The 26,368-nt window shown below is 62.5% G+C and carries 26 protein-coding genes; 18 read left to right on the plus strand and 8 right to left on the minus strand.

Annotated elements, in window-relative coordinates:
* Positions 1 to 279 precede the first annotated feature (279 nt).
* Positions 280 to 744: a mobile mystery protein A gene (locus K1X80_RS26960; protein ID WP_057440363.1), complete on the plus strand. Its 465-nt coding sequence runs from the start codon at positions 280 to 282 to the stop codon at positions 742 to 744.
* Positions 723 to 1,322, plus strand: coding sequence for a mobile mystery protein B (locus tag K1X80_RS26965; protein ID WP_162947776.1), 600 nt, complete (start codon positions 723 to 725; stop codon positions 1,320 to 1,322). Before K1X80_RS26960 ends, K1X80_RS26965 begins: the two co-directional genes overlap by 22 nt.
* 51 nt (positions 1,323 to 1,373) lie before the next feature.
* Here the strand turns inward: K1X80_RS26965 and K1X80_RS26970 are convergent, their stop codons facing one another.
* The 6 genes from K1X80_RS26970 to pilG all read right to left on the minus strand — a co-directional run bounded on the left by K1X80_RS26970 (position 1,374) and on the right by pilG (position 11,202).
* A complete protein-coding gene (locus K1X80_RS26970) occupies positions 1,374 to 1,829 on the minus strand; it encodes a chemotaxis protein CheW (RefSeq protein ID WP_057440365.1) in 456 nt (151 codons plus the stop codon).
* Positions 1,822 to 7,677 (minus strand): Hpt domain-containing protein, encoded by a 5,856-nt coding sequence (locus K1X80_RS26975; RefSeq protein WP_169989449.1) that lies wholly within the window; start codon positions 7,675 to 7,677, stop codon positions 1,822 to 1,824. Before K1X80_RS26975 ends, K1X80_RS26970 begins: the two co-directional genes overlap by 8 nt.
* Positions 7,678 to 7,787: 110 nt before the next feature.
* Positions 7,788 to 9,839, minus strand: coding sequence for a methyl-accepting chemotaxis protein (locus K1X80_RS26980; protein ID WP_057960880.1), 2,052 nt, complete (start codon positions 9,837 to 9,839; stop codon positions 7,788 to 7,790).
* A complete protein-coding gene (locus K1X80_RS26985; protein ID WP_057960881.1) occupies positions 9,836 to 10,372 on the minus strand; it encodes a chemotaxis protein CheW in 537 nt (178 codons plus the stop codon). The genes K1X80_RS26980 and K1X80_RS26985 overlap by 4 nt, the downstream gene beginning before the upstream one ends.
* Before the next feature lie 12 nt (positions 10,373 to 10,384).
* Complete coding sequence (gene pilH / locus K1X80_RS26990; RefSeq protein ID WP_057440367.1) at positions 10,385 to 10,750, minus strand: twitching motility response regulator PilH; 366 nt, start codon at positions 10,748 to 10,750, stop codon at positions 10,385 to 10,387.
* A gap of 44 nt (positions 10,751 to 10,794) precedes the next feature.
* Positions 10,795 to 11,202: a twitching motility response regulator PilG gene (gene pilG / locus K1X80_RS26995; protein WP_032858786.1), complete on the minus strand. Its 408-nt coding sequence runs from the start codon at positions 11,200 to 11,202 to the stop codon at positions 10,795 to 10,797.
* A gap of 238 nt (positions 11,203 to 11,440) precedes the next feature.
* On the opposite strand from pilG, the gene gshB reads away from it, so the two are divergent.
* The 7 genes from gshB (at position 11,441) to K1X80_RS27030 (ending at position 17,364) form a co-directional block, all read left to right on the plus strand.
* Positions 11,441 to 12,394, plus strand: coding sequence for a glutathione synthase (gene gshB / locus K1X80_RS27000; protein ID WP_029300457.1), 954 nt, complete (start codon positions 11,441 to 11,443; stop codon positions 12,392 to 12,394).
* Between the two features lie 77 nt (positions 12,395 to 12,471).
* Positions 12,472 to 13,371: an energy transducer TonB gene (locus K1X80_RS27005; RefSeq protein ID WP_115129202.1), complete on the plus strand. Its 900-nt coding sequence runs from the start codon at positions 12,472 to 12,474 to the stop codon at positions 13,369 to 13,371.
* A gap of 100 nt (positions 13,372 to 13,471) precedes the next feature.
* Complete coding sequence (locus tag K1X80_RS27010) at positions 13,472 to 14,041, plus strand: YqgE/AlgH family protein (protein WP_057440369.1); 570 nt, start codon at positions 13,472 to 13,474, stop codon at positions 14,039 to 14,041.
* Positions 14,041 to 14,478 carry a Holliday junction resolvase RuvX gene (gene ruvX / locus K1X80_RS27015; protein ID WP_005792259.1) on the plus strand — a complete coding sequence of 146 codons (438 nt, stop codon included), beginning with the start codon at positions 14,041 to 14,043 and terminating at the stop codon, positions 14,476 to 14,478. Before K1X80_RS27010 ends, ruvX begins: the two co-directional genes overlap by 1 nt.
* An 82-nt stretch (positions 14,479 to 14,560) precedes the next feature.
* Complete coding sequence (gene pyrR, locus K1X80_RS27020) at positions 14,561 to 15,067, plus strand: bifunctional pyr operon transcriptional regulator/uracil phosphoribosyltransferase PyrR (RefSeq protein ID WP_057444186.1); 507 nt, start codon at positions 14,561 to 14,563, stop codon at positions 15,065 to 15,067.
* Between the two features lie 24 nt (positions 15,068 to 15,091).
* Entirely contained in the window at positions 15,092 to 16,096 is a 1,005-nt protein-coding gene (locus tag K1X80_RS27025) for an aspartate carbamoyltransferase catalytic subunit (RefSeq protein ID WP_057440370.1), read from the plus strand.
* Complete coding sequence (locus K1X80_RS27030) at positions 16,093 to 17,364, plus strand: dihydroorotase (RefSeq protein WP_057440371.1); 1,272 nt, start codon at positions 16,093 to 16,095, stop codon at positions 17,362 to 17,364. The genes K1X80_RS27025 and K1X80_RS27030 overlap by 4 nt, the downstream gene beginning before the upstream one ends.
* Before the next feature lie 162 nt (positions 17,365 to 17,526).
* Here K1X80_RS27030 and K1X80_RS27035 read toward each other — a convergent pair whose 3' ends face one another.
* Positions 17,527 to 17,955: a TM2 domain-containing protein gene (locus K1X80_RS27035; RefSeq protein WP_057440372.1), complete on the minus strand. Its 429-nt coding sequence runs from the start codon at positions 17,953 to 17,955 to the stop codon at positions 17,527 to 17,529.
* 249 nt (positions 17,956 to 18,204) lie between these two features.
* Between K1X80_RS27035 and K1X80_RS27040 the strand changes: the two genes are divergently transcribed.
* Entirely contained in the window at positions 18,205 to 18,840 is a 636-nt protein-coding gene (locus K1X80_RS27040; RefSeq protein ID WP_057440373.1) for a C40 family peptidase, read from the plus strand.
* A 118-nt stretch (positions 18,841 to 18,958) separates the two neighbouring features.
* Here K1X80_RS27040 and K1X80_RS27045 read toward each other — a convergent pair whose 3' ends face one another.
* Positions 18,959 to 19,993 carry a type IV pilus twitching motility protein PilT gene (locus K1X80_RS27045; protein ID WP_057960884.1) on the minus strand — a complete coding sequence of 345 codons (1,035 nt, stop codon included), beginning with the start codon at positions 19,991 to 19,993 and terminating at the stop codon, positions 18,959 to 18,961.
* Positions 19,994 to 20,050: 57 nt separating this feature from the next.
* Between K1X80_RS27045 and K1X80_RS27050 the strand changes: the two genes are divergently transcribed.
* The 8 genes from K1X80_RS27050 to hemW all read left to right on the plus strand — a co-directional run bounded on the left by K1X80_RS27050 (position 20,051) and on the right by hemW (position 26,359).
* The gene (locus K1X80_RS27050) at positions 20,051 to 20,737 is read left to right on the plus strand and encodes a YggS family pyridoxal phosphate-dependent enzyme (RefSeq protein ID WP_057960885.1); all 687 of its coding nucleotides are present in this window, start codon (positions 20,051 to 20,053) and stop codon (positions 20,735 to 20,737) included.
* Between the two features lie 33 nt (positions 20,738 to 20,770).
* Positions 20,771 to 21,589: a pyrroline-5-carboxylate reductase gene (gene proC / locus K1X80_RS27055; RefSeq protein WP_057960886.1), complete on the plus strand. Its 819-nt coding sequence runs from the start codon at positions 20,771 to 20,773 to the stop codon at positions 21,587 to 21,589.
* Between the two features lie 9 nt (positions 21,590 to 21,598).
* Positions 21,599 to 22,189: a YggT family protein gene (locus tag K1X80_RS27060; RefSeq protein WP_057440376.1), complete on the plus strand. Its 591-nt coding sequence runs from the start codon at positions 21,599 to 21,601 to the stop codon at positions 22,187 to 22,189.
* 154 nt (positions 22,190 to 22,343) lie between these two features.
* Entirely contained in the window at positions 22,344 to 23,483 is a 1,140-nt protein-coding gene (locus K1X80_RS27065) for a homoserine O-acetyltransferase (protein WP_120734289.1), read from the plus strand.
* A gap of 7 nt (positions 23,484 to 23,490) precedes the next feature.
* Complete coding sequence (gene metW, locus K1X80_RS27070; protein WP_029300485.1) at positions 23,491 to 24,111, plus strand: methionine biosynthesis protein MetW; 621 nt, start codon at positions 23,491 to 23,493, stop codon at positions 24,109 to 24,111.
* Positions 24,112 to 24,132: 21 nt separating this feature from the next.
* Positions 24,133 to 24,567, plus strand: coding sequence for a DUF4426 domain-containing protein (locus K1X80_RS27075; protein WP_057960887.1), 435 nt, complete (start codon positions 24,133 to 24,135; stop codon positions 24,565 to 24,567).
* Positions 24,564 to 25,160: an RdgB/HAM1 family non-canonical purine NTP pyrophosphatase gene (gene rdgB, locus K1X80_RS27080; protein ID WP_027606096.1), complete on the plus strand. Its 597-nt coding sequence runs from the start codon at positions 24,564 to 24,566 to the stop codon at positions 25,158 to 25,160. The genes K1X80_RS27075 and rdgB overlap by 4 nt, the downstream gene beginning before the upstream one ends.
* Complete coding sequence (gene hemW / locus K1X80_RS27085) at positions 25,157 to 26,359, plus strand: radical SAM family heme chaperone HemW (protein WP_225923823.1); 1,203 nt, start codon at positions 25,157 to 25,159, stop codon at positions 26,357 to 26,359. Before rdgB ends, hemW begins: the two co-directional genes overlap by 4 nt.
* Positions 26,360 to 26,368: the final 9 nt, after the last annotated feature.

Raw genomic sequence — 26,368 nt, forward strand, 5'->3', positions numbered from 1 at the left:
CGGGAAAAATCTGAAGGCATCATGCCGCACGATCATTCCTACAGGTTTTGGGGGTTGTTGCTCGGACATCGCCTCACTAGCCTTTTGTATCCGAACCCTCTTGCCCACACTAAAAATGAATGCCTATAGACATACAAAACATTCAATATTGACTGCCTATAGGCATACATATAGCCTGAAAATGTATGCCTATAGGCATTCGATAAATTAAGATCAACGATGCAAACACATCCGCAATTTCGCGGTGTGAACATCTGATAGGCAAATACGGGTGCCCCCATGACCTCCTCCTCACTCAACGAACTGCGCCTTGCCCAAGTAGAAAAGGCCCTGGAGCCGTTTGAAACACTAAGCGGTAAATCCACCCCGCCTGGAGGATGGCTGCGCTCGATCAGAGAATCATTGGGCCGATCGCTGAGGTCCCAGGCAGCCCTGCTTGGCGTTGCCTTTGCGACGTTGCAGCAGTCGGAGCAGGCCGAAGCCGATGATCGCATCACACTCGCCCAGTTGCGTAAGTTGGCGGCAGGTCTGGACTGTGAGCTTGTTTACGCTCTGGTGCCAAGAAAACCGCTGCGCGAGATGGTGCAGGCGCGCGCCGAGGTACTGGCCAGGCAAGAAGTGATGGGTGTCGCTCATACGATGGGCCTCGAAAACCAGCGCCCGTCAGATACGTTCGTCGAGCGTCAGGTGGCCGCTCGCCGTATGGAATTGCTCCGCGGCTCATGGGCTCGATTGTGGCGATAGTACTTGAGCTGAAACCCGGCCAAACACCCCTGGATCCCGACGAAGTAGCAGGGCTCAAGCCTAGGCACATCACCACCCAAGGCGAGCTGGATGAATGGGAAGCTGCAAACATCCTCAAGGCAATGCGTTGGCTGGGGCGACAAAACAAGCTTGATGTCTTGAATGAACATTTCTGCCGTCAACTCCACGTCAGAATGTTCAGTGATACATGGAAATGGGCTGGGACATTCAGGCACTCCGACAAAAATATCGGCTGCGACTGGACGAAGATTTCAGTCAACCTACGTCACCTTCTAGACAACACAACGTATTGGCTGGAACACGATGTATTCCCGTGCGAAGAGGTTGCTGTCCGCTTCCATCACCAACTGGTTTCACTGCACCCATTCCCCAATGGCAACGGTCGCCACGCGCGCTTGATGGCTGACTGCCTGCTCAGACAACAAGGGCTCGCACTTTTCTCCTGGGGAAGCGCTAACCTGATCGCCGCCAATGAAGTCCGTATGCGCTACATCCAGGCACTGCGCGCAGCCGATCTGAACGATTACGGCCTGCTTCAAGCTTTCGTGCGCAGCTAGCTGTGGGAGGTCTCCACACATTGGGTCTTCAGAGGTGCTGAGAACGGGGGTTCAGGCCAGGCCAGCTTCGACCAGCAGCGCTTCCAGCCCCATCAGGTCCGGTACTTTCGCCACATGCTCGCCGACCTGTACCGCCGCCAGTTCCAGCGGCGACAGGGGGACGTCCACATAACTCAGTTGGCTGTCGAGCTTGTACGAGCGGGGAATGCCCTGGATCACCAGCGCAATAAACTTCAATGTCGGGCGCCCGCCCAGGGCGTTGAGCACGACGATTCGTGCGCGTTCGCTGACGACGCTGGTGCCACCGCAGGCCGCTTCAAAGCTGATCAGGGGCAGTTGCTGGTCGCGCCAGGTCACTGGCCGCAAGTACCACGGCGGGGCGTCGCTGGCCGGTTCGCCGCGCTGGAAGTCGATCAGCTCGGCCACCGCCACGTTGGGCAGCAACAGGTGGCGGTCGGCCAGGGGCAGCAGCAAGCCGGTGAGTTGACTGGTGCGGTGGTCAAGCATGTTTCGGGCTCCAGTAGGCGATGCTTTCGAGCAACACCGACTCTTGATAGGGCTTGCCAAGGTAGTCGTTGACGCCAATCGCCATGGCCCGGTCGCGGTGTTTCTGGCCGGTGCGCGAGGTGATCATAATGATCGGCAGGCGCGCGAGCCGCGGGTCGTTGCGCACCTGGATCGCCACTTCAAAACCATCCATGCGCGGCATTTCGATGTCCAGCAACATCAGGTCGGGGGTGTGTTCTTCAAGCAAGGCGATGGCGTCGATGCCGTCCTTGGCGGTCAGTACGTTCATGCCGTTGCGTTCCAGCAGGCGGCTGGTGACTTTGCGTACGGTCACCGAATCGTCCACCACCAGCACCAGCAACCGCTGTTTTTTCTGCGGCTCGTTGACCGCCAATGCGGTGTCCGCCGCCTGGGCCGGCAAGGCCGGGGCCAGGGCGCGGATATGCGCCAGCAGGTCGATGATCAACACCACCCGGCCATCGCCGAGGATGGTCGCCCCCGACAGCCCCTGCACCGCCGCAAACTGCGGGCCGAGGCCCTTGACCACGATTTCCCGGGTACCGGCCATGTCGTCCACCTGCACCGCAATGTACCGCTCGTTGCACTGCATCAGCAGCACCGGCAGCGGCTGGCTTTGCCCCAGCAGCTTGGGCCGGGCCACGGTGTGCAGCAACTCGCCCAGGTAATACAACTCGTAGTGCTGGCCGGCGTATTCATACACCGGCGGGTCCAGTTGGTAATGCCCTTCCAGCTCATTGGGCAGCACGCGCACCAGGCCCTGGATGGTGTTCAGCGGAATCGCGTACTGATCCTCAAAACACTGCACCATCAATGCCCGGTTGACCGACACGGTAAACGGCAGGCGAATGCGAAAGTGCACGCCCTGCCCCGGTGTGGAGTCGATCACCATGCTGCCGCCCAGTTGGCGCACTTCTTCATGCACCACGTCCATGCCCACGCCGCGCCCGGAAATCTGGGTGATTTTTTCGGCGGTGGAGAAGCCCGGCTGCAAGATGAACTGCAACACGTCGCGATCGCTGATCTCCATCTCCGGGTCCAGCAGGCCGCGCTTGATCGCCTTGCGCCGCACCGCATCCAGAGGCACGCCCGCACCGTCGTCACGCATGTCGAAGATGATGTCACCGCCTTCGTGGCTCAGGTCCAGGGTGATCCGGCCCTTCTCCGGCTTGCCCGCCAACAACCGCGCATCCCGCGATTCCAGGCCATGGTCGACGGCGTTGCGCAGCATATGCTCCAGGGGCGCGGCCATGCGTTCCAGCACGTTGCGGTCCATCTCGCCCTCGGCATTGCCGACCACGAATTCCACGTCCTTGCCCAGTTCGCCGGCCACTTGCCGCACGATACGCTTGAGGCGCGGCAGCATGCGCTCGAACGGCACCATGCGCGTGCGCATCAGGCCCTCTTGCAACTCGGTGTTGATCCGCGCCTGTTGCTGCAACAGGTTTTGCGCGTCCTGGTTACGCTGGTCGAGGGTCTCCTTGAGGTCCAGCAGGTCCGAGGCTGACTCGGACAACGCACGGGACAACTGTTGCAACTGAGAATGACGATCCATTTCCAGCGGGTCGAATTCTTCATAGCCCAGGCGCTCGGTTTCGGCGTGCTGACGGCTGAGGATGCGCCCCTGGGTCTCGGTATCGAGGCGGCGCAGTTGGTCGCGCATACGCTCGATGGTGGTTTCCACCTCGCTGAGGGCGGCGCGGGCATCGTTGACCTGCTGCTCGATACGCCCACGGAAAATCGAGGTTTCACCGGCCAGGTTGACCAGATCATCCAGCAGCTCGGCAGAGATTTTCACCATGTCCGCGCCCGGCTCGCTGGCTGCCGGCGCTTCCGGTTTGCTGGCGACCATGGCGACCGGTACCGCCTGGTCTTCGCTGGGCTGGACCAGGCTTTTGATGCGTTCGATCAGGCGTTCCACCGAGCCGACCGGCAACCCCGCCGCCACCGCCTCGACCATCTGCGCCAGACGGTCATGGCAGCCTTGCAGCAGCGCGAACAGCTCGCTGGTGGGCGCCAGCAAGCCCGCCGACAGGCCTTCGTAGAGAAACTCCAGCTCATGGGCCAGGTCACCGATCGGGCCGATTTCGACCATGCGCGCGCCGCCCTTGAGGGTGTGCAGGTCGCGCAGCAGGGTCTCGACTTCCTGACGGCCCTGGGGCTCGGCCTGCCAGCGCAACAGCGCGGCGCCGGAGCTGTCGAGGATGTCGGCCGCTTCTTCAAGAAAGATATCCAGCAGCTCGGGATCACTGCCGGCCCCCTGCGCCTCGGGTGCAGTGGGCGCCGCGACCGGCGCAGCGTTCTGGCGCACCTCGCGCAAGCGGCTGATCAGGGCGTTGGAGTCGCTCAGGGGTTGCTGCTCTTGCAACTGCTCCAACTGCAAGGCCAGGTGTTCGTGGCTGTCCATCAACACTTGCGCTATTTCACCGGAGTAGCTGTAGCGCCGGTCCACCAGGCCTTCGTAAAGGCTTTCCAGCTCCTGGGCCAGATCGCCCACCGGGCCGATTTCGGCCATGCGCGCGCCGCCGCGCAGGGTATGCAGGTCCCGTTGCAGGGACGACAGCGGCGCCACGCCGTCGGGCTCCAGCAACCAGCGCTTGAGGGATTGCCCGGCGCTGTCGAGGATATCCACCGCTTCCTCAAGGAAAATCTCGACGATTTCATCGTCCACCGCCCAGTCCTGTTGCAACTGCGTGGTGGCCGCACCCAGTTCGGCAATGCTCAATGCGCGGCTGCCGTCGGTTTTGATCAGGCCTGTGGCGCTGGGGTCCAGCCCTTCATCGAGCAACTCGCGCAAGGCTTTCATGCGCGCCGGCGCCGGGCTGACTTCCTGGCCGGCGGCCAGTTGGTCGAGCATATTGATCAGGGCTTCATGGGCCTGCTCGGCCTCCTGGAAAAACCGCTCGCTGACCGCCAGGCTGCTCTCTTCCACTGCGCCATAGAGGTCGAGCAAGGCTTCGCACAGCTCATCCATCGGGTGCAGGTCGGCCAGATGCGCGCCCTCGCCCAGGGTGGTCAGCTCGTCCAGCAATGCGCTGAGTTCCTGGCGCTCGCCAGGGTGTTGCTGCCAGCGCCGCAGCAGGCTTTCGGCGTCGAGCAGGATGTCCATGCCCTGGGCCAGGAAGTTGCTGATCAAGTGTGGGTCGCGCTTGACCCGCAGGCCGGCGCTCGGCGCATTGAGCACCGCTTCGAGATGGCTGTCGAGGTGCGCCTGGGTGCGTTTGATCAAGTCGGCTGCGCCGTTGATGGGCACCAAAGGATCGCTGTCCAACTGGCGCAGGCCGCGCTGGAACAAGGCTTCGCCCTCCAGCAGCAGTTCGATTTCATCCAGGTCCAACGGCAAGCGATGGGCCTTGTATTCACGGGTCAGGTGGTCCAACGGCCGCGCCAGTTCGGCGATGGGCAGCACCCCCGCCATGTAGGCGCTGCCCTTGAGGGTATGCAGGGCGCGTTGCAACTCATCGCTGACGGGCAGCGGCATCTGTTCGGTGGCCTGGTGCAAGAACTGGTTGAGGCTATCCAGGTGGCTCTGCGCTTCGTTGCGGAAAATTTCCAGCAGCAGCGGGTCGAGTGCGCTGTCGTCCGGCTCCATGGCTTCGGGTAACGGCGCGCCACTGGCCAGGGCATGGGCGCGCGCGGCAAGCAGGTCGACATCATCGCGCTGGCGCTGGGCGTCGGCGGCGAACTCGGCGATCAGCGCCGGCAAGAGCACCAGCACATCATCCAGTACGGCCTGGACCTCGGCACCCGGCGCGACCACCCGCTCGAGCACGCGGTTCAGCAGGTTTTCCACGGCCCACGCCAGCTCCGCCAGCACCAGGGCTCGCACCATGCGCCCACTGCCCTTGAGGGTATGGAAGGCACGGCGCATATCGCTCAGGGCGGTCTTGTCTTCGAGGCTGGCAGCGCCTTGGGGTATCAAGCGCTGCAGCACTTCCAATACTTCGGCGGTTTCTTCCAGGAACACTTCGCGCAGTTCATCATCCACCGACTCTTCGTCGGCCGGTGGCGGCAACAGGCTGCCCGGGCGTTGCAGTGCCGGCGGGTTGAGGCGCGGCGTCGGGCTGGCGAGCGCCTGTGCCAGTGTCTGGGTGTTATCCGTGGTTTCATCGCTCAACGCCGAGCGCTCCTGGCGCCAGGTCTGCTGGGCCTGCAGCGGCGCGTAACCCAGCGCCGCGAGGCCTTCGTAAGCGATGTCCAAGACGCGTTCGCCGGGCGCGTCCGGGTCCTGGAGCATGCGTTCGAGGTAGTGCTCCAGGCTGGTGAGCACGTCGGCAAGATGCTCGAGTTGTGCCGCAGAGGGCGCAGTGTCCTGGACCATCAACTGCTCATCCACGTAGTCATTAAAACCACGCATCAGGCTCGCCGCACGGGGCAGCGGAATCATTGCCAGGGCGCCACGCACCTGGGTCAGCAGCTCTGGCAGGGATTCCAGACGTTGTGTATCCCATTGCGCCTCAAGGCAGTCAATGATCAACTCCCGCGCCTGCTTGAGGCACTGGCACGATTCCTTGATCACCAACTGGTGGATCTGGGTCAGGTCGGTGGTGGGCAGGCGGCTGTCTTCACGGTTTTGCGGCTCGACAGTGCCGACCATCCCGGCCAGGGTCGCTTCGACATAAAGCAGGGCCCCGGCGACATCCATCAACACCGCGTCGTTGGGCTCGCGCTGCCCCTGGGCCAGGCCCTGGACCACCGCCAACTGGTCGATGATGACTTTGCGCGGCTGGCCAAAGCCAAGCACCGCCAGGGTATCGGCGATCTGGCGCAAGGGCGCCAACAGGCTGTCGAGGTCCGCGATGTGCTGGCGGTCACTGCGCACAAACAGGTCCAGGCGTTCCTTGACCCGCACCAACTCCTCACACAACGCGCCGAGCACCGAGCCCATGGCATTGCGGTCCGGCCCGGCCAGGCGCGCGCGCTCGGCATCGACCACGGTGCTGTCGGGCAAGGCTTCATCCAGGCCGTAGCGTTCCTTGAGGCTTTGCATGCGCGGCGTCGGCCGGGTGACTTTGGCGATATAAAACAGCAGGCTCTTGAGCAACTGGTCCGGTGCCGGGCTGTTGATCCCTTCGATGCCCTGGGTTTGCAGGCGCTTGAGCACCTTGTCGCAGCTCTTGAGCAGGCTGCGCAATGCCGGGCTATTGGCGATCACGCCAGTGAGCATGCCTTCGGCCAGCGCCGAGGTGACTTGCCACAACGGCAGCAATGGCGCGCCGTGACACAGTGCTTCCAGTTGGGCGAAGACCCGTGCCATGTCTTCCAGGTTGCTCGGGCCGTGGTCTTCACGCAGCAGCCCGGCCAGGCCCTGTTGCAGCATTTGCCGCCAGTGCTGCAGTTGCTCGGCAAAGTCGGCCGGTGCCCGCTGGGCCAGAGCGTCATCGGGCAGCGGGGCGATCACCAGCAGTTGCGGGCTGAACAGGCTGGTTTCCGAGAGCAGGCTTTTGCCGTGCACGCTGCGCAGGTCGTTGAGCAGCGGCAACACTACCAGGGGCAGGTCGCGCCGGGCGCTGTGCACACGGTCCAGGTACAACGGCAGTTGCCCGAGGGCCTGTTGCAGCAGGCGGATGCCTTCTTCGCGCTGGCTGACGTGCCCGGCTTGCAGGGCCTGGGCCAGGTGCTCCATTTCTTCGGCGAGCAGTGCCGCGCCGTAGAACTCGACCATCTGCAGGGCGCCGTGGACCTGATGAATGCCCTCCAGGCACTGCGCGAGGGCTTGCTCGCTGGCGTCGTCGGCAAAGGCGTCCAGTGCCGCACGGGCCTGCTTCAGGGTGTCGGCGATCTCGCCCTTGACCCATTCGAGGGCGACGTAGTCGTGCCGGTCAACCATAACGACTCCGGAGTGAGTTAACACCGCAATACAAATGTGGGAGCTGACCCACCGCTATCGCAGGCAAGCCAGCTCTCACAGGGGTTTTGTGCAGGTGTTGAGAGGGCATGTCATTCATCGGTCTTGCGCACGGGCGGCAAGGTGAAGCCCGATACCGAGCGGCGCAACTGGCTGGCCATTTTGGCCAGGTTGCCAATGCTTTCGGCGGTGGCCGTGGAGCCCGATGAGGTTTGGCTGGTGATCTGCTGGATCACGTTCATGGTCAGGGAGATCTGCCCCGCCGACGAGGTTTGCTGCTGCGCCGCGTTGGAGATGCTCTGGATCAGCGCGGCCAGGGTCTTGGACACCCCTTCGATTTCTTCCAGGGCCACCCCGGCGTCCTGGGCCAGCCGCGCGCCGCGCACCACTTCGGTGGTGGTCTGCTCCATGGAAATCACGGCTTCATTGGTGTCGGTCTGGATCGCCCGCACCAGGTTCTCGATCTGCCGGGTGGCGGCCGACGAGCGCTCGGCCAGGCGCTGCACCTCATCGGCCACCACCGCAAAGCCGCGCCCGGCGTCACCGGCCATGCTCGCCTGGATCGCGGCGTTGAGGGCAAGGATGTTGGTCTGGTCGGCGATATCGTCGATCAGGCTGACGATATCGCCAATTTCCTGGGACGATTCCCCCAGGCGCTTGATGCGTTTGGCGGTGTCCTGGATCTGTTCACGGATGTTGTCCATGCCGTGGATGGTGTTGTGCACCACCTCGTTGCCCTTGTTGGCGATCTCCACCGAACGTTCGGCCACGGCCGAGGACTCGGCGGCGTTGGCCGATACCTGGTCGATGGATTGGGCCATCTGGTTGATCGCCGTGGAGGCTTCGGCGATCTGCTGGGCCTGGTGCTCCGAGGCCTGGGCCAGGTGCATGGCGGTGGCCTGGGTTTCCTGCACCGCACCGGCCACTTCACCGGCGGTGAGGTTGATGGTCGCCACCAGGTCACGCAACTGGTCCACCGAATAGTTGATGGAATCGGCGATGGTGCCGGTAAAGTCTTCGGTCACCGAGGCGGTCACGGTGAGGTCGCCGTCGGCCAGGTCTTCGATTTCGTCCAGCAGGCGCATGATCGCGTTCTGATTGCGTTCGTTTTTCTCGGCGGTTTCGCGCAACTGGCGATTGGTCTCGCGCACCATCACCAGGCCGATCAGGATAATCGAGGCCAGCGCCAGCAAGCCCAGGGCATAGCCGCCGATGGTGTCGAGGGTGCGCCCGCCGGCCAGGTTTTCAAAGCCGGTGGCCAGTTGCGAGGCTTCATCGAGCAGGGTCTGCGAGAGGCTGAAGATGTTGCTCGCCGAGGCGCGCACCTGGAACAGTTGTGGCGAGGTTTCGAGGATTTCATCCACGGAGCCGGAGACAAACTCGAACAGCTCGGCAATTTCCGCCAGGCGCGCCCGGGCGTCCGAGTCTTGCACCTCGCTGATCTTCAGGCCGGCACTGCCCTGGAGCATACCGGCCAGGACCTGGCCAAAACGGTTGGCGTCGCGGCCAAAGGCGTCGGCGGCCTTGACCGCCGTGTCATCTCCCGCCAGCACCGTGTTGACCGCTCCCAGGATGCGCTCGGCCAATAGCGACTGGCGCTGGGCCACCGCCACCTGGCTGGCGGGCGCGCCGCGCTGCAGCAGGATCTCGACGACCTTTTCCGACTCGATCTGTAATTGCGGCACGGTTTCGGCCAGGGTCGCCGCCACTTGATGCAGGGACAGCACCGTCTGCTCGCTGGCCAGGATCACGTCGGTGTTCTTCAGCAAGGCTTCCCAGTCATGCTGCACGGCGCGCATTTCGCTGCGCACGGCAGCGGGTGCAGCGGGCAGGCCGGTGGCCGGGTCGCCTTTTTTCAGGTAACCCCAGCGCTGGGCAAAATCATTGCGCGCCTCACTCAGCAGCTTGAACGCGGCGGCCTTGCCGGCGGCGGCCTCCGTGGCGTTCTTGGCAATGCGCTGGGACAGCACCCGCAGCTCGCCGGCGTGGCCGATGTACTGCTTGTCGTAGGTGGACTGGGTGTTGAGGTACGCGAAGTTGGCGAACAGCAGCATGATGAAGATGATCAGCGCGATAAACAGCACGATGATCTGCGAACGGCTACGGGAGGCTTCCTGCGGTTTGACGGGGGTGGCGGTGCTCATGCGGCAACATCCAGAAAGCCCGGGGCCTGGGCCAGGGCGAAGGGGCTGAAGACCTGCCACAGCGGGTCGCCGCTGAACTGGCCTTGGATAAACGCGGCGCTGGCGGCGGGCACGCTGGCCGATGCCGGAAGCAGCAGGTCCTGGGCAAAGTGTTGCAGGCCGACCACTTCATCCACCAGCAGGCCGACAAAGGTGTCTTCGTGCTCGATCACCAGCACCCGGCGCTGCTTGCGCGCCGCCGAAAGCTCATAGCCGAAAAACCCACACAGGTTGATCACCGGCAGCAAGCGCCCGCGCAGGTTGGCCACGCCCCTGACCCAGGGCTTGACCCCCGGCATCAAGGTGCAGCGCGGTTCATGCAGCACCTCGGCGACTTCGCCCATGGGCGCCACATACCAATGCCCGCCCAGGCGAAAGCCGATGCCGCTCCAGCTGTGCGACCGGGTTTCCTGGGACGGCAAATCAGCGGCCAGCAGGCGGCAGCGGCGATCGATGTCCAGCAGCAGCTCAAAGGCGGTTTGCGACTCGGTCATGGGAACGTGCCGTCAGGGTTTGAGCACCGAGTTCAGGACTTCAATCAGCTTGTCTTCTTCCACCGGCTTGGTCAGGTATGCCTTGGCCCCTTGGCGCGCGCCCCAGATCTTGTCGGTTTCCTGGTCCTTGGTGGTGACGATGATGATCGGGATACCGCTGGTTTCCGGTTCCTTGGACAATTGGCGCGTGGCCTGGAAGCCATTGAGGCCGGGCATGACGATATCCATCAAGACGGCGTCGGGCTTCTCCTGGCGGGCCAGGGCAACGCCATCAGCACCGTTTTCGGCCTTGAGGACCTGGTGACCGTGCTTTTCCAGCATGCCGGTCAGTTTGTACATTTCAGTCGGCGAATCGTCGACGATCAGAACACGTGCCATGGTTTTCCCCACTACATTGGTTGACGCAAGCCCCGGGGGCTGGGTCAATGTGCTTGTTCTACTGCAGCGAAACCCGGCACATAGGCCTTGATCGCACTCAGCAGTTCTTCCTTGCTGAAAGGCTTGGTCAAAAATTGATCGACGCCGACGATGCGCCCCTTGGCTTTGTCGAACAGGCCGTCCCTGGACGAGAGCATGATCACCGGAATGGCCTTGAACGCCGGGTTGTTCTTGACCAGGGCGCAGGTCTGATAGCCATCCAGGCGCGGCATCATGATGTCGACAAAGATAATGTGCGGGTGATGGTCAACGATCCTGGCCAGGGCATCAAAACCGTCGATGGCCGTGATGACTTCGCACCCCACGTTCTTCAACAGCGTTTCAGCGGTGCGGCGAATCGTTTTCGAATCGTCGATCACCATCACTTTCAAGGCGTTGGAATGCTGTTCCATATCTGCTCTACCATCGCCACAGCGAATCGGTTTTCGGTGTGTACTGCCGGGTGCGGCCTGGGACCAGCGCCAAAACCCTTGCCGTGCAAGGGCCGACACGCCATGGCAGCCTTTTTAGCACAGACTGGGAAGGCAATCTATCGGCCGACCGGCAAGGTGGTTTTTCCTTGACCCACAACAGCCGCAGCGCCACTCTGACGCCACTTTTATGCGCCCTTATTTGTTAGAGGAATTCCCCATGAGCGTTCGCGTCGGCATTGTCATGGACCCTATCGCCAGCATCTCCTATAAAAAGGATAGCTCGCTGGCCATGCTGCTCGCCGCCCAGGCCCGCGGCTGGACCCTGTTCTATATGGAGCAGCGCGACCTTTACCAGGGCGACGGCGAGGCGCGGGCGCGGATGCGCCCCTTGCAGGTGTTCGCCAACCCAGAGAAGTGGTTTGAGCTGCAAGACGAGATCGACAGCCCCCTGAGCGACCTGGACGTGATCCTGATGCGCAAGGATCCGCCGTTCGACATGGAGTTCGTCTACTCCACCTACCTGCTGGAGCAGGCCGAGCGCGCCGGCGTGCTGATCGTCAACAAGCCGCAGAGCCTGCGCGACTGCAACGAAAAGCTGTTCGCCACCCTGTTCCCGCAGTGCACGCCACCGACCGTGGTCAGCCGCCGCGCCGATGTATTGCGTGAATTTGCCGCCAAGCATGGCGATGTGATCCTCAAGCCGCTGGACGGCATGGGCGGCACCTCGATCTTCCGTCACCGCGCGGGCGACCCGAACCTGTCGGTGATCCTTGAGACCCTGACCGCCCTCGGCACCCAGCAGATCATGGGCCAGGCCTACCTGCCAGCGATCAAGGACGGCGACAAGCGCATCCTGATGATCGACGGCGAGCCGGTGGATTACTGCCTGGCACGCATCCCGGCGGCCGGCGAGACCCGTGGCAACCTCGCGGCCGGTGGTCGTGGCGAAGCCCGACCGCTGAGCGACAAGGACCGCTGGATCGCCGCCCAGGTTGGCCCGACCCTGCGGGAAAAGGGCCTGCTGTTTGTAGGCCTTGACGTAATTGGCGAGCACCTGACCGAAATCAACGTGACCAGTCCCACCTGTATCCGCGAAATAGACAACGCGTTCGGCACCAATATCGGCGAAATGCTCATGGCAGCGATTGCCGACAAGCTACAAGCCAAGTGACATAGAACAGCCAGATGTAAACCAACATTGCGCTATCATGCGCCACCCGTGAGACGCGCGATGTTGGTTTTCCTGTTATGACGCTTCCGTCCGACCTGCCCCCCCAATTCACCCATAGCGGCGTACGCCCGGCTGATCGGCTCGGATTTACCCTGTTCCTGGCAGCGCTGATTCATTTGGCGTTGATCCTTGGCCTGGGCTTCACCTTCGTCGAACCCCAGCAGATCAGCAAAACCCTGGAAATCACCCTCGCCACCTTCAAAAGTGAAAAAAAGCCCGAAAAGGCTGACTTCCTGGCCCAGGACAATCAGCAGGGCAGCGGCACCCTGGATAAAAAGGCGGTGCCCAAGACCACCGAAGTGGCGCCCTTCCAGGACAACAAGATCAATAAGGTCACCCCGCCTCCAGCGGCCAAGCCTGAGGTCAAGCAGGCCGCGCCCAAGGCCGCCGTCGCCACCGTTGCGCCAAAACCCCAGAAGGCCGTGACCCAGCGCGAAGCCGTGAAGACCGAGCCTACGCCAAGCAAACCCGCCCCCACATTTGACAGCTCGCAGCTTTCCAGCGAAATCTCCAGCCTGGAAGCCGAACTGGCCAACGAACAACAGCTGTACGCCAAGCGCCCGCGCATCTACCGGCTCAATGCCGCCTCCACCATGCGCGACAAAGGCGCCTGGTATAAGGACGAATGGCGCAAGAAGGTCGAGCGCATCGGCAACTTGAACTACCCGGACGAGGCCCGTCGCCAGCAGATCTACGGCAACTTGCGCCTGCTGGTGTCGATCAACCGCGACGGCTCCCTGTATGAAGTGCTGGTGCTGGAGTCCTCCGGCCAGCCATTGCTGGACCAGGCGGCGCAACGCATCGTGCGCCTGGCTGCACCGTTCGCCCCGTTTACCGGCGACCTGAACGATATCGACCGCCTGGAAATCATCCGCACCTGGCGTTTTGCCAAAGGCGACCGGCTTTCCAGCAACTGACCACTGCAAGCTCGCGCCTACACGGGAAACAAATCCGCTAACCGTATTCCTACACATCCCCAGCTTGTCAGTTCGCCCCTCCAACGCCACACTAGCGGACATGAAAAATGTCAGCCCGACTTACCTCAAGCACCAATTCCTGATCGCCATGCCCCATATGGCCGACCCGAACTTTGCGCACACCTTGACCTATATCGTCGAGCACACGGCCGATGGCGCCATGGGGCTGGTGGTCAACCGCCCGCAAAGCCTGAACCTGGCGGATATCCTTGAGCAACTGCGCCCGGAGATCGACCCGCCCGCCAGTTGCCAGGCAGTGCCGATCTATTTCGGCGGCCCGGTGCAGACGGACCGGGGTTTCGTGCTGCATCCCAGCGGCCCGACGTTCCAGGCCACTGTCGACCTGGAGGGCGTGTCGCTGTCCACCTCCCAGGACGTGCTGTTTGCCATCGCCGATGGCGTCGGCCCGCAGCAGAGCCTGATTACCCTGGGCTACGCGGGTTGGGAAGCCGGGCAACTGGAAGAAGAACTGGCCAATAATGCCTGGCTGACCTGCCCGTTCGATGCCGACATTCTGTTCAATACCGCCAGCGAACTGCGCCTGAATGCCGCGGCCAAGCAGTTGGGGGTCAACCTCAACCTGCTGACCAGCCAGGCGGGGCACGCCTGATGGCCTTGCGACTGATCCTCGGGTTTGACTACGGCACCAAGCAGATCGGCGTGGCCGTGGGCCAGGTCATCACCGGCCAGGCCCGCGAGCTGTGTACCTTGAAGGCGCAAAACGGCATTCCGGACTGGAATCAGGTCGAAGCCCTGATCAAGGAATGGAAGCCCGACGCGGTGGTGGTCGGCCTGCCGCTGAACATGGACGGCACCCCCAGCGACATGTGCCTGCGCGCCGAGAAGTTCGCCCGTCGCCTCAATGGCCGCTACAACCTGCCCTTCTATACCCACGATGAGCGCCTGACGACCTTCGAGGCCAAGGGTGAGCGCCGCGACCGTGGCGGGCAGAAAGGCAGCTACCGCGACAACCCGGTCGACGCCATTGCCGCCGCCTTGCTGTTGCAGGGCTGGCTGGATGAAAACACTGCTTTATTTGAATCCTGACTGACGCGGCTTGCCGCGTCTTCTTACGTTTGAGCCCGGACTTTGTCAGCGTCACGCTGGCCGAGCCCTTGAAGGAGCCACCATGAGCCTGCCCAATCCCGCCGAACTGATCAGCCAGATGGCGATTCGCCTCAAGGCCCACCTGCAACACCGCGCCATCAGCGAGCCGCGCTTCATCGGCATCCGCACCGGCGGTGTGTGGGTCGCCCAGGCGTTGCTGCAAGAGCTGGGCAGTGACTCGCCCCTGGGCACCCTGGACGTGTCCTTCTACCGCGATGACTTCAGCCAGAACGGCCTGCACCCACAAGTGCGCCCGTCAGCCCTGCCGTTCGAGATCGAAGGCCAGCACCTAGTGCTGATTGATGACGTGCTGATGAGCGGCCGCACCATCCGGGCCGCCATGAACGAGCTGTTCGACTACGGCCGCCCGGCCAGCATCACCCTGGTCTGCCTGCTAGACCTCGAGGCTGGCGAACTGCCGATCAGCCCGGATGTGGTGGGCGCGACCCTGTCGCTTTCAGCCCAGCAGCGGGTAAAATTGTCCGGTCCCACGCCGCTCGAACTCGAACTGCAAGACCTCGCCCTTTAAACCGCCTTGTAAAGAGTCCCCGCGATGACGCCTCTAGATGCCAAGCGCCCGCTGCAGCTCAACGCTCAGGGCCAGCTGCAACACTTCCTGTCCCTCGACGGCCTGCCCCGCGAATTGCTCACCGAAATCCTCGACACTGCCGACTCGTTCCTTGAAGTCGGCGGCCGAGCGGTGAAGAAAGTCCCGCTGCTGCGCGGCAAAACCATTTGCAACGTGTTCTTCGAGAACTCGACGCGCACCCGCACCACCTTCGAACTGGCAGCCCAGCGCCTGTCAGCCGACGTGATCACCCTGAACGTCTCCACCTCGTCGGCGAGCAAGGGCGAAACCCTGCTCGACACCCTGCGTAACCTGGAGGCCATGGCGGCCGACATGTTCGTGGTGCGTCATGGCGACTCGGGCGCGGCGCACTTTATCGCCGAGCACGTGTGCCCGCAGGTGGCGATCATCAACGGCGGCGATGGCCGCCACGCCCACCCGACCCAGGGCATGCTCGACATGCTCACCATCCGTCGGCACAAGGGTGGCTTTGAAAACCTCTCGGTGGCCATCGTCGGCGATATCCTGCATTCGCGGGTAGCGCGCTCGAACATGCTGGCCCTGAAAACCCTGGGCTGCCCGGATATCCGCGTGATTGCACCGAAAACCCTGCTGCCGGTAGGCATCGAGCAATACGGGGTGAAGGTCTACACCGACATGGCCACGGGCCTGAAGGATGTGGACGTGGTGATCATGCTGCGCCTGCAACGCGAGCGCATGGCCGGTGGCCTGCTGCCCAGCGAAGGCGAGTTCTACCGCCTGTTCGGCCTGACCACCGCGCGCCTGGCCGGTGCCAAGCCGGATGCCATTGTCATGCACCCCGGCCCGATCAACCGCGGGGTGGAGATTGAGTCGGCGGTGGCCGACGGGCCGCACTCGGTGATTCTCAACCAGGTTACCTACGGCATCGCCGTACGCATGGCCGTGCTGTCCATGGCCATGAGCGGGCAAACCGCCCAACGTCAATTCGAGCAGGAGAACGCCCAGTGAAGCTCAGCATTCTCGGCGCCCGAGTCATCGATCCGGCCAGCGGCCTGGATCAAGTCACTGATCTGCACCTGGAAGCTGGCAAGATCATTGCCATTGGCGCCGCCCCCAGCGGTTTCAGCCCGGTTCAGAGCATCGACGCCAAAGGCCTGGTGGCTGCTCCCGGCCTGGTAGACCTGAACGTCGCCCTGCGCGAGCCGGGCTACAGCCGCAAAGGCAGCATCGCCAGCGAAACCCGCGCCGCCGCTGCCGGCGGTGTCACCAGCCTGTGCTGCCCGCCACAGACCAAACCGGTGCTGGACACCTCGGCCGTGGCCGAGCTGATCCTTGACCGTGCCCGCGAGGCCGGCAATTGCAAAGTGTTCCCCATCGGCGCCCTGAGCAAAGGCCTGGATGGCGAACAACTGGCGGAGCTGATTGCCCTGCGCGACGCGGGTTGCGTGGCCTTCGGCAATGGCCTGGAAAGCTTCCGCAGCACCCGCACCCTGTGCCGCGCCCTGGAATACGCAGCCACCTTCGACCTGACGGTGATCTTCCACTCCCAGGACCACGACCTGGCTGAAGGCGGCCTGGCCCATGAAGGCCCTACCGCCAGCTTCCTCGGCCTGGCAGGCATCCCGGAAACCGCAGAAACCGTAGCCCTGGCCCGTGACCTGCTGCTGGTGGAACAAAGCGGGGTGCGTGCGCACTTCAGCCAACTGACCAGCGCCCGGGGCGTGGCCCTGATCGCCCAGGCCCAGGCCCGCGGCTTGCCGGTGACCGCCGATGTGGCGTTGTACCAGTTGATTCTGACCGATGAGGCGTTGATCGACTTCTCCAGCCTGTACCACGTGCAACCGCCACTGCGCACCCGCGCCGACCGCGACGGTTTGCGCGCAGCGGTGAAGTCCGGGGTGGTTTCGGCGATCTCCAGCCATCACCAACCCCACGAGCGGGATGCCAAGCTGGCCCCGTTTGGCGCGACAGAGCCTGGGATCAGCAGCGTCGAGTTGCTGCTGCCGCTGGCGATGACCCTGGTGGAAGATGGGTTGCTGGACTTGCCAACGCTGCTGGCACGCCTGAGCTCAGGCCCGGCCCAAGCGCTGCGCCTGCCGGCGGGCAAGCTGGCGGTGGGTTCTGCGGCGGACCTGGTGCTGTTTGATCCGGCCAGCTCCACCGTGGCTGGCGAGCAGTGGCTGTCTCGGGGTGAAAACTGCCCTTTCATCGGCCATAGCTTGCCGGCGACTGTGCGCTACACCCTGGTGGATGGACGGATCAGCTACCAGGCCTGATCCGCTCTAAAGTGGGCACGGTCAAAAATGTAGGAGCCAGCTTGTGTGGGAGCTGGCTTGCCTGCGATTGCATCACCTCAGTGCCACTGACATACCGAAGTGCCTGCATCGCAGGCAAGCCTGCTCCCACATTTGACCGTGCCCACATGAGCCTAGCCAGGCTTAGCGCCCGCCCAGCCGCTCGGCATTGCGGATCGAAACCTGCGTATTCAGCGTCCAGAAGTCATACAGCACGCCGACTAGGAACAAGCCGCCCGTTACCAGATACAACAGGCCGGTGAGCCATTTGCCCTGATACATGCGGTGCAAGCCAAACACCCCAAGAAACGTCAGAAGAATCCAGGCCACGTTGTACTCGATCGGCCCGGCGGTAAAACGCAGGTCGGCTTCACGGTCCATCGCCGGGATCAGGAACAGGTCGATCAGCCAGCCAATACCCAGCAAACCAAAGGTGAAGAACCAGATCGTCCCGGTCACCGGCTTGCCGTAGTAAAAGCGGTGCGCCCCGGTAAAACCGAAGATCCAGAGCAGGTAACCGATCACCTTGCTATGGGTGTCCTGTTGCGAAACATCCTGTCGATAGGTGTTCATGAATGACCTCTTAAGCCTCGATAGATAAATATTTCTGGTTTCTTTGTGACTTTTTTACAGGCACCCGACGTACGGCAAATGTTATCGTCGCTTCCCTCAAAGCCTTATACCGCCTGACTTGTGTAGGACAATTGCGACAGTTCGTCGCGGTTTTCCTGATTTTGACGTCAAGGTTCAGTCGACAGACGGCCTGAGAAAGACACTAAAAGCTGTTATAAAGTTGCGCGCAAACCAACAAGAGCCTGCCTTATGCGACCATTTTTAAAGACATGGCTAACCATTTGCCTATTGATGCCACTGGCCGCCCACGCCACCAATCGTGAGCAACGACTTCCGAACGTTAATGGTTTTACCCCTAAAGTTCACGCCACTACCACCTCCGCCAAATCGGCAAAGCTCACCGTCAAGCGCCCGACTCAGCTGAGCAAGGCCAACGTTAAAGCAGTTCCGGGCCTGGTAGCGAGCAATAACCAGCAAAGCAGCAAAGTCTTGAGCCGTGCCGTCAACGTGCTCGGCACCCCTTATCGTTGGGGCGGCAGTAGCCCAAGTAAAGGCTTTGATTGCAGCGGCCTGGTGAAATACGCCTTCAATGATGTGGCTGCAGTGGATTTGCCACGCACCTCCAACGCCATGGCCAGCGGCCACGGGCAGAAGGTCGATCGCAAGGATCTGAAGCCCGGCGACCTGTTGTTCTTCAAGCTCAAGAGCCGCCAGGTCAACCATGTTGCCATCTACCTGGGCAACGACCGCTTTATCCACGCACCGCGCCGTGGCAAGTCGGTCAGCATCGACACCCTGAAAAAGCCGTTCTGGAACAAGAACTACGTGATTGCCAAGCGCGTGCTGCCCAAAGAGCAGAACAACCTGCGGATTGTGCAGCGCTGACAGTAAATGCAAATGTGAATGCTGGCTTGTGTGGGAGCTGGCTTGCCTGCGATAGCATCACCTCAGTGTGACTGACACACCGAGTTGCCTGCATCGCAGGCAAGCCAGCTCCCACATCCTATATATCTGCGGGCACCCGCGCCTGCTCCCGGGCCTCTTCAAGCCTGACCAGTCCCTGACTGACCAACCCCTTCAAGCTCATATCCAACGTCTTCATCCCCAGCGCCCCGCCCGTCTGAATCGCCGAATACAACTGCGCCACCTTGTCCTCACGGATCAGGTTGCGGATCGCCGGTGTGCCGAGCATGATTTCATGGGCCGCCACGCGCCCGCCGCCGACTTTCTTCAGCAACACCTGGGACACCACCGCCTGCAGCGATTCCGAGAGCATCGAGCGGACCATGGCCTTTTCCCCCGCCGGAAACACATCCACCAGCCGATCCACGGTTTTCGCCGCCGAACTGGTGTGCAGGGTGCCAAACACCAAGTGCCCGGTTTCCGCCGCCGTCAGGGCCAGGCGGATGGTTTCCAGGTCGCGCAATTCGCCGACCAGGATCACATCCGGGTCTTCGCGCAACGCCGAACGCAGGGCCGTCGAGAAACTGTGGGTGTCGCGGTGCACCTGGCGTTGGCTGATCAGCGCTTTACGCGGTTCGTGGACAAACTCGATAGGGTCTTCAAGGGTCAGGATGTGCTGCTGACGGGTGCTGTTGAGGTAATCGACCATCGCCGCCAGGGTGGTGGACTTGCCCGAGCCCGTGGCACCGGTCACCAGCACCAGCCCTCTGGGCAATTCGGCGATGCGCCGGAATATGTCCCCCAGCCCCAGGGCTTCCAGGCTCTGGACCCGAGAGGGGATCGCACGGAACACCGCCCCCAGCCCCCGGTGCTGGCAGAACACGTTGGCGCGAAAGCGCGCGACGCCAGGCAAATCGAAGGAAAAATCCGTTTCAAGAGATGTTTCGAAATCCTTTTGCTGGTGTTTATGGAGGATCGGGCTGAGCAAGTCCGCTACTTGCGTAGCACTCAGCACCGGCCAATCCAGTGGCAGTACCTCGCCATCGACGCGCATCCTCGGCGCCAAGCCTGCCGACAGATGCAGGTCGGAGGCGCCCTGGCTGACGCTTGCGGCCAGCAGTTCAGTGATGTCCATAGGGCTATCCATTTCCAGTAGAATGCCGCGGACTCCATATCCGCGGGCGCAACTTTAATGTCGACCATAGCAGACAATATCGGCCTGGTTACCGAGCGGATCCGTGCCGCGGCCCAGGCCGTGCAACGCGATGAAACCAGCGTGCACTTGCTGGCCGTGAGCAAGACCAAACCCGCGCAAGCCGTGCGCGAAGCCTACGCCGCCGGGATGCGCGACTTCGGCGAGAACTACCTGCAGGAAGCCCTGGGCAAACAGGCCGATTTAACCGATCTGCCCTTGAGTTGGCACTTCATCGGCCCCATTCAATCGAACAAGACACGCGCTATCGCCGAGAACTTCGCTTGGGTGCATTCCGTGGACCGCCTGAAAATTGCCCAACGCCTGTCCGAACAACGCCCGGCCGACCTGCCGCCGCTCAATATCTGCATTCAGGTCAATGTCAGTGGCGAAGCCAGCAAGTCCGGCTGTACACCCGCCGACCTGCCAGCGCTGGCCGAGGCGATCCAGGCCCTGCCCCGCTTGAAGCTGCGCGGCCTGATGGCGATCCCCGAGCCCACTGACGACCGTGCACAGCAAGATGCGGCGTTTGCCGCAGTGCGTGACTTGCAAGCGAGCCTGGACCTGGGGCTCGACACACTTTCCATGGGCATGAGCCATGACCTTGAGTCGGCCATTGCCCAAGGGGCCACCTGGGTGCGGATCGGTACCGCGCTGTTTGGTGCCCGCGACTACGGCCAGCCATGAAATGGCTGACTTCCATCTGAGTAAGGACCTGTCATGAGCAGCACGCGTATAGCCTTTATCGGCGCCGGTAACATGGCGGCCAGCCTGATCGGTGGCCTGCGGGCCAAGGGCCTGCAAGCCTCGCAGATTCGCGCCAGCGATCCGGGCGCCGAGACCCGTGCCCGGGTGAGCGCAGAACACGGTATCGAAACCTTCGCCGACAACGCCGAAGCCATCCAGGGCGTCGACGTGATCGTACTGGCGGTCAAGCCACAGGCCATGAAAGCCGTGTGCGAAGCCTTGCGCCCAAACCTGGCGCCGCAGCAACTGGTGGTGTCGATTGCCGCCGGTATCAACTGCGCCAGCATGAACAACTGGCTCGGCGCCCAGCCCATCGTGCGCTGCATGCCCAACACCCCATCGCTGCTGCGCCAGGGTGTCAGCGGCCTGTACGCCACCGCCCAAGTGAGCGCCGCCCAGCGTGAGCAGGCCCAGGAGCTGTTGTCGGCCGTGGGTGTGGCCCTGTGGCTGGAAGAAGAGCAGCAACTGGACGCCGTCACCGCTGTGTCCGGCAGTGGCCCGGCATATTTCTTCCTGCTGGTCGAAGCCATGACCGCCGCCGGCGTGAAGCTGGGCCTGCCACGGGAAATCGCTGAGCAACTGACCCAGCAAACCGCCCTCGGCGCCGCACATATGGTGGTCTCCAGCGATGTGGATGCGGCCGAATTGCGTCGTCGCGTGACCTCGCCCAATGGCACCACACAGGCGGCCATCGAATCATTCCAGGCCGGGGGCTTTGAAGCCCTGGTCGAAAAAGCACTGGGTGCCGCCGCGCACCGCTCGGCTGAACTTGCCGAACAACTGGGTCAATAAGGAGCCAATATGATTGGTTTGAACACCGCTGCCGTCTATGTACTGCAAACCCTCGGCAGCCTTTACCTGCTGATCGTGCTGTTGCGCTTTGTCCTGCAACTGGTACGCGCCAACTTCTACAACCCGCTCTGCCAATTCGCCGTGAAGGCCACCCAGCCGCTGCTCAAGCCGCTGCGCCGGGTAATCCCGAGCCTTTTCGGCCTGGACATGTCGTCGCTGGTGCTGGCGATCCTGGTGCAACTGGCGCTGATGGCCCTGACGCTGCTGCTGACCTACGGCACCATGGGCAACTTCCTGCAACTGCTGGTCTGGGCCCTGATCGGCGTGACCGCGCTGTTCCTGAAGATTTTCTTCTTTGCACTGATCATCAGCGTGATCCTGTCCTGGGTCGCACCGGGCAGCCATAACCCTGGCGCCGAACTGGTCAACCAGATCTGCGAACCGGCCCTGGCGCCATTCCGCAAGATCCTGCCGAACCTCGGCGGCCTGGATATCTCGCCGATCCTCGCGTTCATGGTGCTCAAGCTCCTGGACATGCTGGTGATCAACAACCTGGCGGCAATGACCATGATGCCGGACATCCTGCGCTTGCTGATCTGACGACTGTTTGCGGGCTGCGCAGGACAACATGTGGGGGCAGGCAAGCCCCCACATTTTTGTAACTGTGTCTTGAAGTGAATCCATGCAGGCCTTCGCTTGCCGCTAGGCCCCCCGCTCTTTAGACTTACGCCTCATTTAAACGAGAGCAGGGTCGATGCCAACTGCCTTTCCCCCCGATTCTGTTGGACTGGTCGTGCCCCAAGTGGCGCACTTCAGCGAACCCCTGGCCCTGGCCTGCGGGCGGTCGCTGCCAGCCTATGACCTGATCTATGAAACCTACGGTGCGTTGAACGCCACGGCCAGCAACGCCGTGCTGATCTGTCACGCCCTGTCGGGCCATCATCACGCCGCCGGCTACCACAGCGCCGACGAGCGCAAGCCCGGCTGGTGGGACAGCTGCATCGGCCCTGGCAAACCCATCGACACCAACAAGTTCTTTGTGGTCAGCCTGAACAACCTCGGCGGCTGCAACGGCTCCACCGGCCCCAGCAGCCTCAACCCGGAAACCGGCAAGCCGTTTGGCGCCGACTTCCCGGTACTGACCGTGGAAGACTGGGTGCACAGCCAGGCACGCCTGGCCGACCGGCTGGGCATCCAGCAATGGGCAGCGGTGATCGGCGGCAGCCTGGGCGGCATGCAGGCCCTGCAATGGACCATTACCTACCCCGACCGCGTGCGCCATTGCCTGGCCATCGCCTCGGCCCCCAAGTTGTCGGCACAGAACATCGCCTTCAACGAAGTGGCGCGCCAGGCGATCCTCACCGACCCCGAGTTCCACGGCGGTTCATTCCAGGAAGCCGGGGTGATCCCCAAGCGCGGCTTGATGCTGGCGCGGATGGTCGGACATATCACCTACCTGTCGGATGACTCCATGGGCGAAAAATTCGGCCGTGGGCTCAAGAGCGAGAAGCTCAACTACGACTTCCACAGCGTCGAATTCCAGGTCGAAAGCTACCTGCGTTACCAGGGCGAGGAGTTTTCCGGGCGTTTCGACGCCAACACCTACCTGTTGATGACCAAGGCCCTGGACTACTTCGACCCGGCGGCAAACTTTGATGACGACCTGGCGAAGACCTTCGAAGGCGCCACGGCCAAGTTTTGCGTGATGTCGTTCACCACCGACTGGCGCTTCTCGCCGGCCCGTTCGCGGGAGCTGGTGGATGCGCTGATGGCTGCGCGCAAAGACGTCTGCTACCTGGAGATCGACGCACCGCAGGGCCACGATGCCTTCCTGATCCCGATCCCGCGCTATCTGCAGGCCTTCAGCAATTACATGAACCGCATAACTTTGTGAGAACGCCATGAGAGCCGACCTGGAAATCATCCAAGACTGGATCCCCGCCGGCAGCCGCGTGCTCGACCTGGGTTGCGGCGATGGCGAACTGCTGAGCTGGCTGCGCGACAACAAGCAAGTCACCGGCTATGGCCTGGAAAACGACCCGGACAACATCGCCCAATGCGTGGCCAAGGGCATCAACGTAATCGAGCAGGACCTGGACAAGGGCCTGGGCAACTTTGCCAGCAACAGCTTCGATATCGTGGTGATGACCCAGGCCCTGCAGGCTGTGCATTACCCGGACCGGATCCTCGACGAAATGTTGCGCGTCGGCCGCCAGTGCATCATCACCTTCCCCAACTTCGGCCACTGGCGCTGCCGCTGGTACCTGGCCACCAAGGGCCGGATGCCGGTATCGGACTTCCTGCCGTACACCTGGTACAACACGCCCAATATTCACTTCTGCACCTTCGAGGACTTCGAAGCACTGTGCAGCGGGCGCGAAGCCAAGGTGATCAACCGCCTTGCCGTCGATCAACAGCATCGCCACGGCTGGGCAAGTAAGCTATGGCCTAATCTTTTAGGTGAAATCGGGATTTATCGGGTCAGCAGTCCTGGCCTGACCGATCATCAGATTGCCGTCTAACCATTTTCGAGGAGGACGATCATGAGTCGCCTGGCTATTTTTCTACTCACCGCCTGCCTTGGCGCCAGCGCCCTGGCCGCCGGCCCTATCGACAGCAATCGGCAGAAGGCGTTTGGTGATATCACCGTGCACTACAGCACCTTCACCTCCAGCTTCCTGCAACCCGAGACGGCCCAGGCCGTGGGCGTGGTGCGCAGCAAGAACAAGGGCATGATCAATGTCTCGGTGATCAAGGGCGTGGAGCCCGTGGCGGCCCAAGTGACCGGCACGATCAAGGACTTGACCGGCAAGAGTGAAATGCTGACCTTCAAGCAAATCACCGAAAAAGGCGCGATCTACTACCTCGCCCCCTACTCGGTGCCGCAGCAGGAGTTCCGCACCTTTACCATCAATGTTGAAACCGGTGGCAAAGCCCACGGCTTCAGTTTCACCCAAGAACTGTTCCCGGCCGAATAATGAACCTGACACAACTCGTACTGGCCAGCCATAACGCCGGCAAACTCAAGGAACTCCAGGCCATGCTCGGCGAATCGGTGCAACTGCGCTCGATTGGCGAGTTCAGCCAGGTGGAGCCGGAGGAAACCGGCCTGTCGTTCGTCGAGAACGCCATCCTCAAGGCCCGCAATGCCGCGCGCATTTCCGGGCTGCCGGCACTGGCCGACGACTCCGGCCTGGCCGTGGACTTCCTCGGCGGCGCCCCCGGCATCTACTCGGCGCGCTATGCCGACGGCAAAGGCGACGCGGCGAACAACGCCAAGCTGCTGGACGCCCTCAAGGACGTGCCGGACGCGATGCGCGGCGCGCAGTTTGTCTGTGTGCTGGCCCTGGTGCGGCATGCCGACGACCCGCTGCCGATTCTCTGCGAAGGTTTGTGGCACGGGCGCATCCTGCACGCGGCCAGCGGCGAGCACGGGTTTGGCTATGACCCGCTGTTCTGGGTGCCGGAGCGCAATGTGTCCAGCGCCGAACTGAGCCCCGCCGACAAGAACCAGATCAGCCACCGCGCCCGCGCAATGGATTTGCTGCGCCAGCGTCTGGGCTTGAAATGACCCAGAACACCTCCGCGCAGCCCCTGATCCTCGGTGGCGCGCAAACACCTCGGGCGGCCCTGCCAGTGCTGCCGCCCCTGGCGCTGTACATCCACATCCCGTGGTGCGTGCGTAAATGCCCCTATTGCGACTTCAACTCCCACACCGCCAGCAAGGTGCTGCCGGAAGAAGAGTATGTCGACGCGTTGCTGGCGGACCTGGATCAGGACCTGCACGCGGTGTATGGTCGCGAGCTGAGTTCGATCTTCTTTGGCGGCGGCACGCCAAGCCTGTTCAGTGCTGCGGCGCTGGGGCGGTTGCTGGAGGGCGTGGAGCAACGTATCCGGTTTGCCCGCGACATCGAGATCACCCTGGAAGCCAACCCCGGCACCTTCGAGCAAGAGAAGTTCGTCGCCTACCGCAAGCTGGGGATCAATCGCCTGTCGATTGGCATCCAGAGCTTCCAGCAGGACAAGCTCAAGGCCCTGGGCCGCATCCACAATGGCGACGAAGCCGTACGCGCCGCCGGCATGGCACGCCAGGCCGGCTTTGATAACTTCAACCTGGACCTGATGCACGGTTTGCCCGACCAATCCCTGGACGACGCCCTGGGCGACCTGCGCCAGGCGATTGCGCTCAAGCCGACCCACCTGTCGTGGTACCAACTGACCCTGGAACCCAACACTGTGTTCTGGAACCAGCCGCCGACGCTGCCGGAAGACGACACCCTGTGGGATATCCAGGAAGCCGGCCAGGCCCTGCTCGCCGAACACGGCTACGCGCAATATGAAGTCTCGGCCTACGCCCAGCCGGGCCGGCCCGCGCGGCATAACCTCAATTACTGGAGTTTTGGCGACTTTATCGGCATCGGCGCCGGCGCCCACGGCAAGCTCAGCCATCCAGACGGGCGCATCGTGCGCACCTGGAAGACCCGCGCACCGAAGGACTACCTCAACCCGGCAAAAACCTTCCAGGCCGGGTCGAAAGAGCTGACCAATGAAGAATTGCCCTTTGAGTTCCTGATGAACGCCCTGCGCCTGACCGAGGGCGTCGAAGCCAGGCTGTATGCCGAGCGCACCGGCCTGGACTTGGCCAGCCTGGAACAAGCCCGCAGGGATGCCGAACAAAGTGGCTTATTGCAGGTCGAACCGTCACGCCTGGCGGCCACGGACCGTGGGCAACTCTTTCTCAATGACCTGCTGCAGAAGTTTTTGAGCTGATCGCTCTAA

Source organism: Pseudomonas sp. So3.2b (genome assembly GCF_019464415.1).
GTDB classification, from domain to species: domain Bacteria; phylum Pseudomonadota; class Gammaproteobacteria; order Pseudomonadales; family Pseudomonadaceae; genus Aquipseudomonas; species Aquipseudomonas shahriarae.

Excerpts from the sequence above, each read along its gene's own strand:
- K1X80_RS26960 (WP_057440363.1), top strand. The coding sequence starts at position 280 with ATGACCTCCTCCTCACTCAACGAACTGCGCCTTGCCCAAGTAGAAAAG.
- K1X80_RS26965 (WP_162947776.1), top strand. The coding sequence starts at position 723 with ATGGGCTCGATTGTGGCGATAGTACTTGAGCTGAAACCCGGCCAAACA.
- K1X80_RS26970 (WP_057440365.1), bottom strand. The coding sequence starts at position 1,829 with ATGCTTGACCACCGCACCAGTCAACTCACCGGCTTGCTGCTGCCCCTG.
- K1X80_RS26975 (WP_169989449.1), bottom strand. The coding sequence starts at position 7,677 with ATGGTTGACCGGCACGACTACGTCGCCCTCGAATGGGTCAAGGGCGAG.
- K1X80_RS26980 (WP_057960880.1), bottom strand. The coding sequence starts at position 9,839 with ATGAGCACCGCCACCCCCGTCAAACCGCAGGAAGCCTCCCGTAGCCGT.
- K1X80_RS26985 (WP_057960881.1), bottom strand. The coding sequence starts at position 10,372 with ATGACCGAGTCGCAAACCGCCTTTGAGCTGCTGCTGGACATCGATCGC.
- pilH (WP_057440367.1), bottom strand. The coding sequence starts at position 10,750 with ATGGCACGTGTTCTGATCGTCGACGATTCGCCGACTGAAATGTACAAA.
- pilG (WP_032858786.1), bottom strand. The coding sequence starts at position 11,202 with ATGGAACAGCATTCCAACGCCTTGAAAGTGATGGTGATCGACGATTCG.
- gshB (WP_029300457.1), top strand. The coding sequence starts at position 11,441 with ATGAGCGTTCGCGTCGGCATTGTCATGGACCCTATCGCCAGCATCTCC.
- K1X80_RS27005 (WP_115129202.1), top strand. The coding sequence starts at position 12,472 with ATGACGCTTCCGTCCGACCTGCCCCCCCAATTCACCCATAGCGGCGTA.
- K1X80_RS27010 (WP_057440369.1), top strand. The coding sequence starts at position 13,472 with ATGAAAAATGTCAGCCCGACTTACCTCAAGCACCAATTCCTGATCGCC.
- ruvX (WP_005792259.1), top strand. The coding sequence starts at position 14,041 with ATGGCCTTGCGACTGATCCTCGGGTTTGACTACGGCACCAAGCAGATC.
- pyrR (WP_057444186.1), top strand. The coding sequence starts at position 14,561 with ATGAGCCTGCCCAATCCCGCCGAACTGATCAGCCAGATGGCGATTCGC.
- K1X80_RS27025 (WP_057440370.1), top strand. The coding sequence starts at position 15,092 with ATGACGCCTCTAGATGCCAAGCGCCCGCTGCAGCTCAACGCTCAGGGC.
- K1X80_RS27035 (WP_057440372.1), bottom strand. The coding sequence starts at position 17,955 with ATGAACACCTATCGACAGGATGTTTCGCAACAGGACACCCATAGCAAG.
- K1X80_RS27040 (WP_057440373.1), top strand. The coding sequence starts at position 18,205 with ATGCGACCATTTTTAAAGACATGGCTAACCATTTGCCTATTGATGCCA.
- K1X80_RS27045 (WP_057960884.1), bottom strand. The coding sequence starts at position 19,993 with ATGGACATCACTGAACTGCTGGCCGCAAGCGTCAGCCAGGGCGCCTCC.
- K1X80_RS27050 (WP_057960885.1), top strand. The coding sequence starts at position 20,051 with ATGTCGACCATAGCAGACAATATCGGCCTGGTTACCGAGCGGATCCGT.
- proC (WP_057960886.1), top strand. The coding sequence starts at position 20,771 with ATGAGCAGCACGCGTATAGCCTTTATCGGCGCCGGTAACATGGCGGCC.
- K1X80_RS27060 (WP_057440376.1), top strand. The coding sequence starts at position 21,599 with ATGATTGGTTTGAACACCGCTGCCGTCTATGTACTGCAAACCCTCGGC.
- K1X80_RS27065 (WP_120734289.1), top strand. The coding sequence starts at position 22,344 with ATGCCAACTGCCTTTCCCCCCGATTCTGTTGGACTGGTCGTGCCCCAA.
- metW (WP_029300485.1), top strand. The coding sequence starts at position 23,491 with ATGAGAGCCGACCTGGAAATCATCCAAGACTGGATCCCCGCCGGCAGC.
- K1X80_RS27075 (WP_057960887.1), top strand. The coding sequence starts at position 24,133 with ATGAGTCGCCTGGCTATTTTTCTACTCACCGCCTGCCTTGGCGCCAGC.
- hemW (WP_225923823.1), top strand. The coding sequence starts at position 25,157 with ATGACCCAGAACACCTCCGCGCAGCCCCTGATCCTCGGTGGCGCGCAA.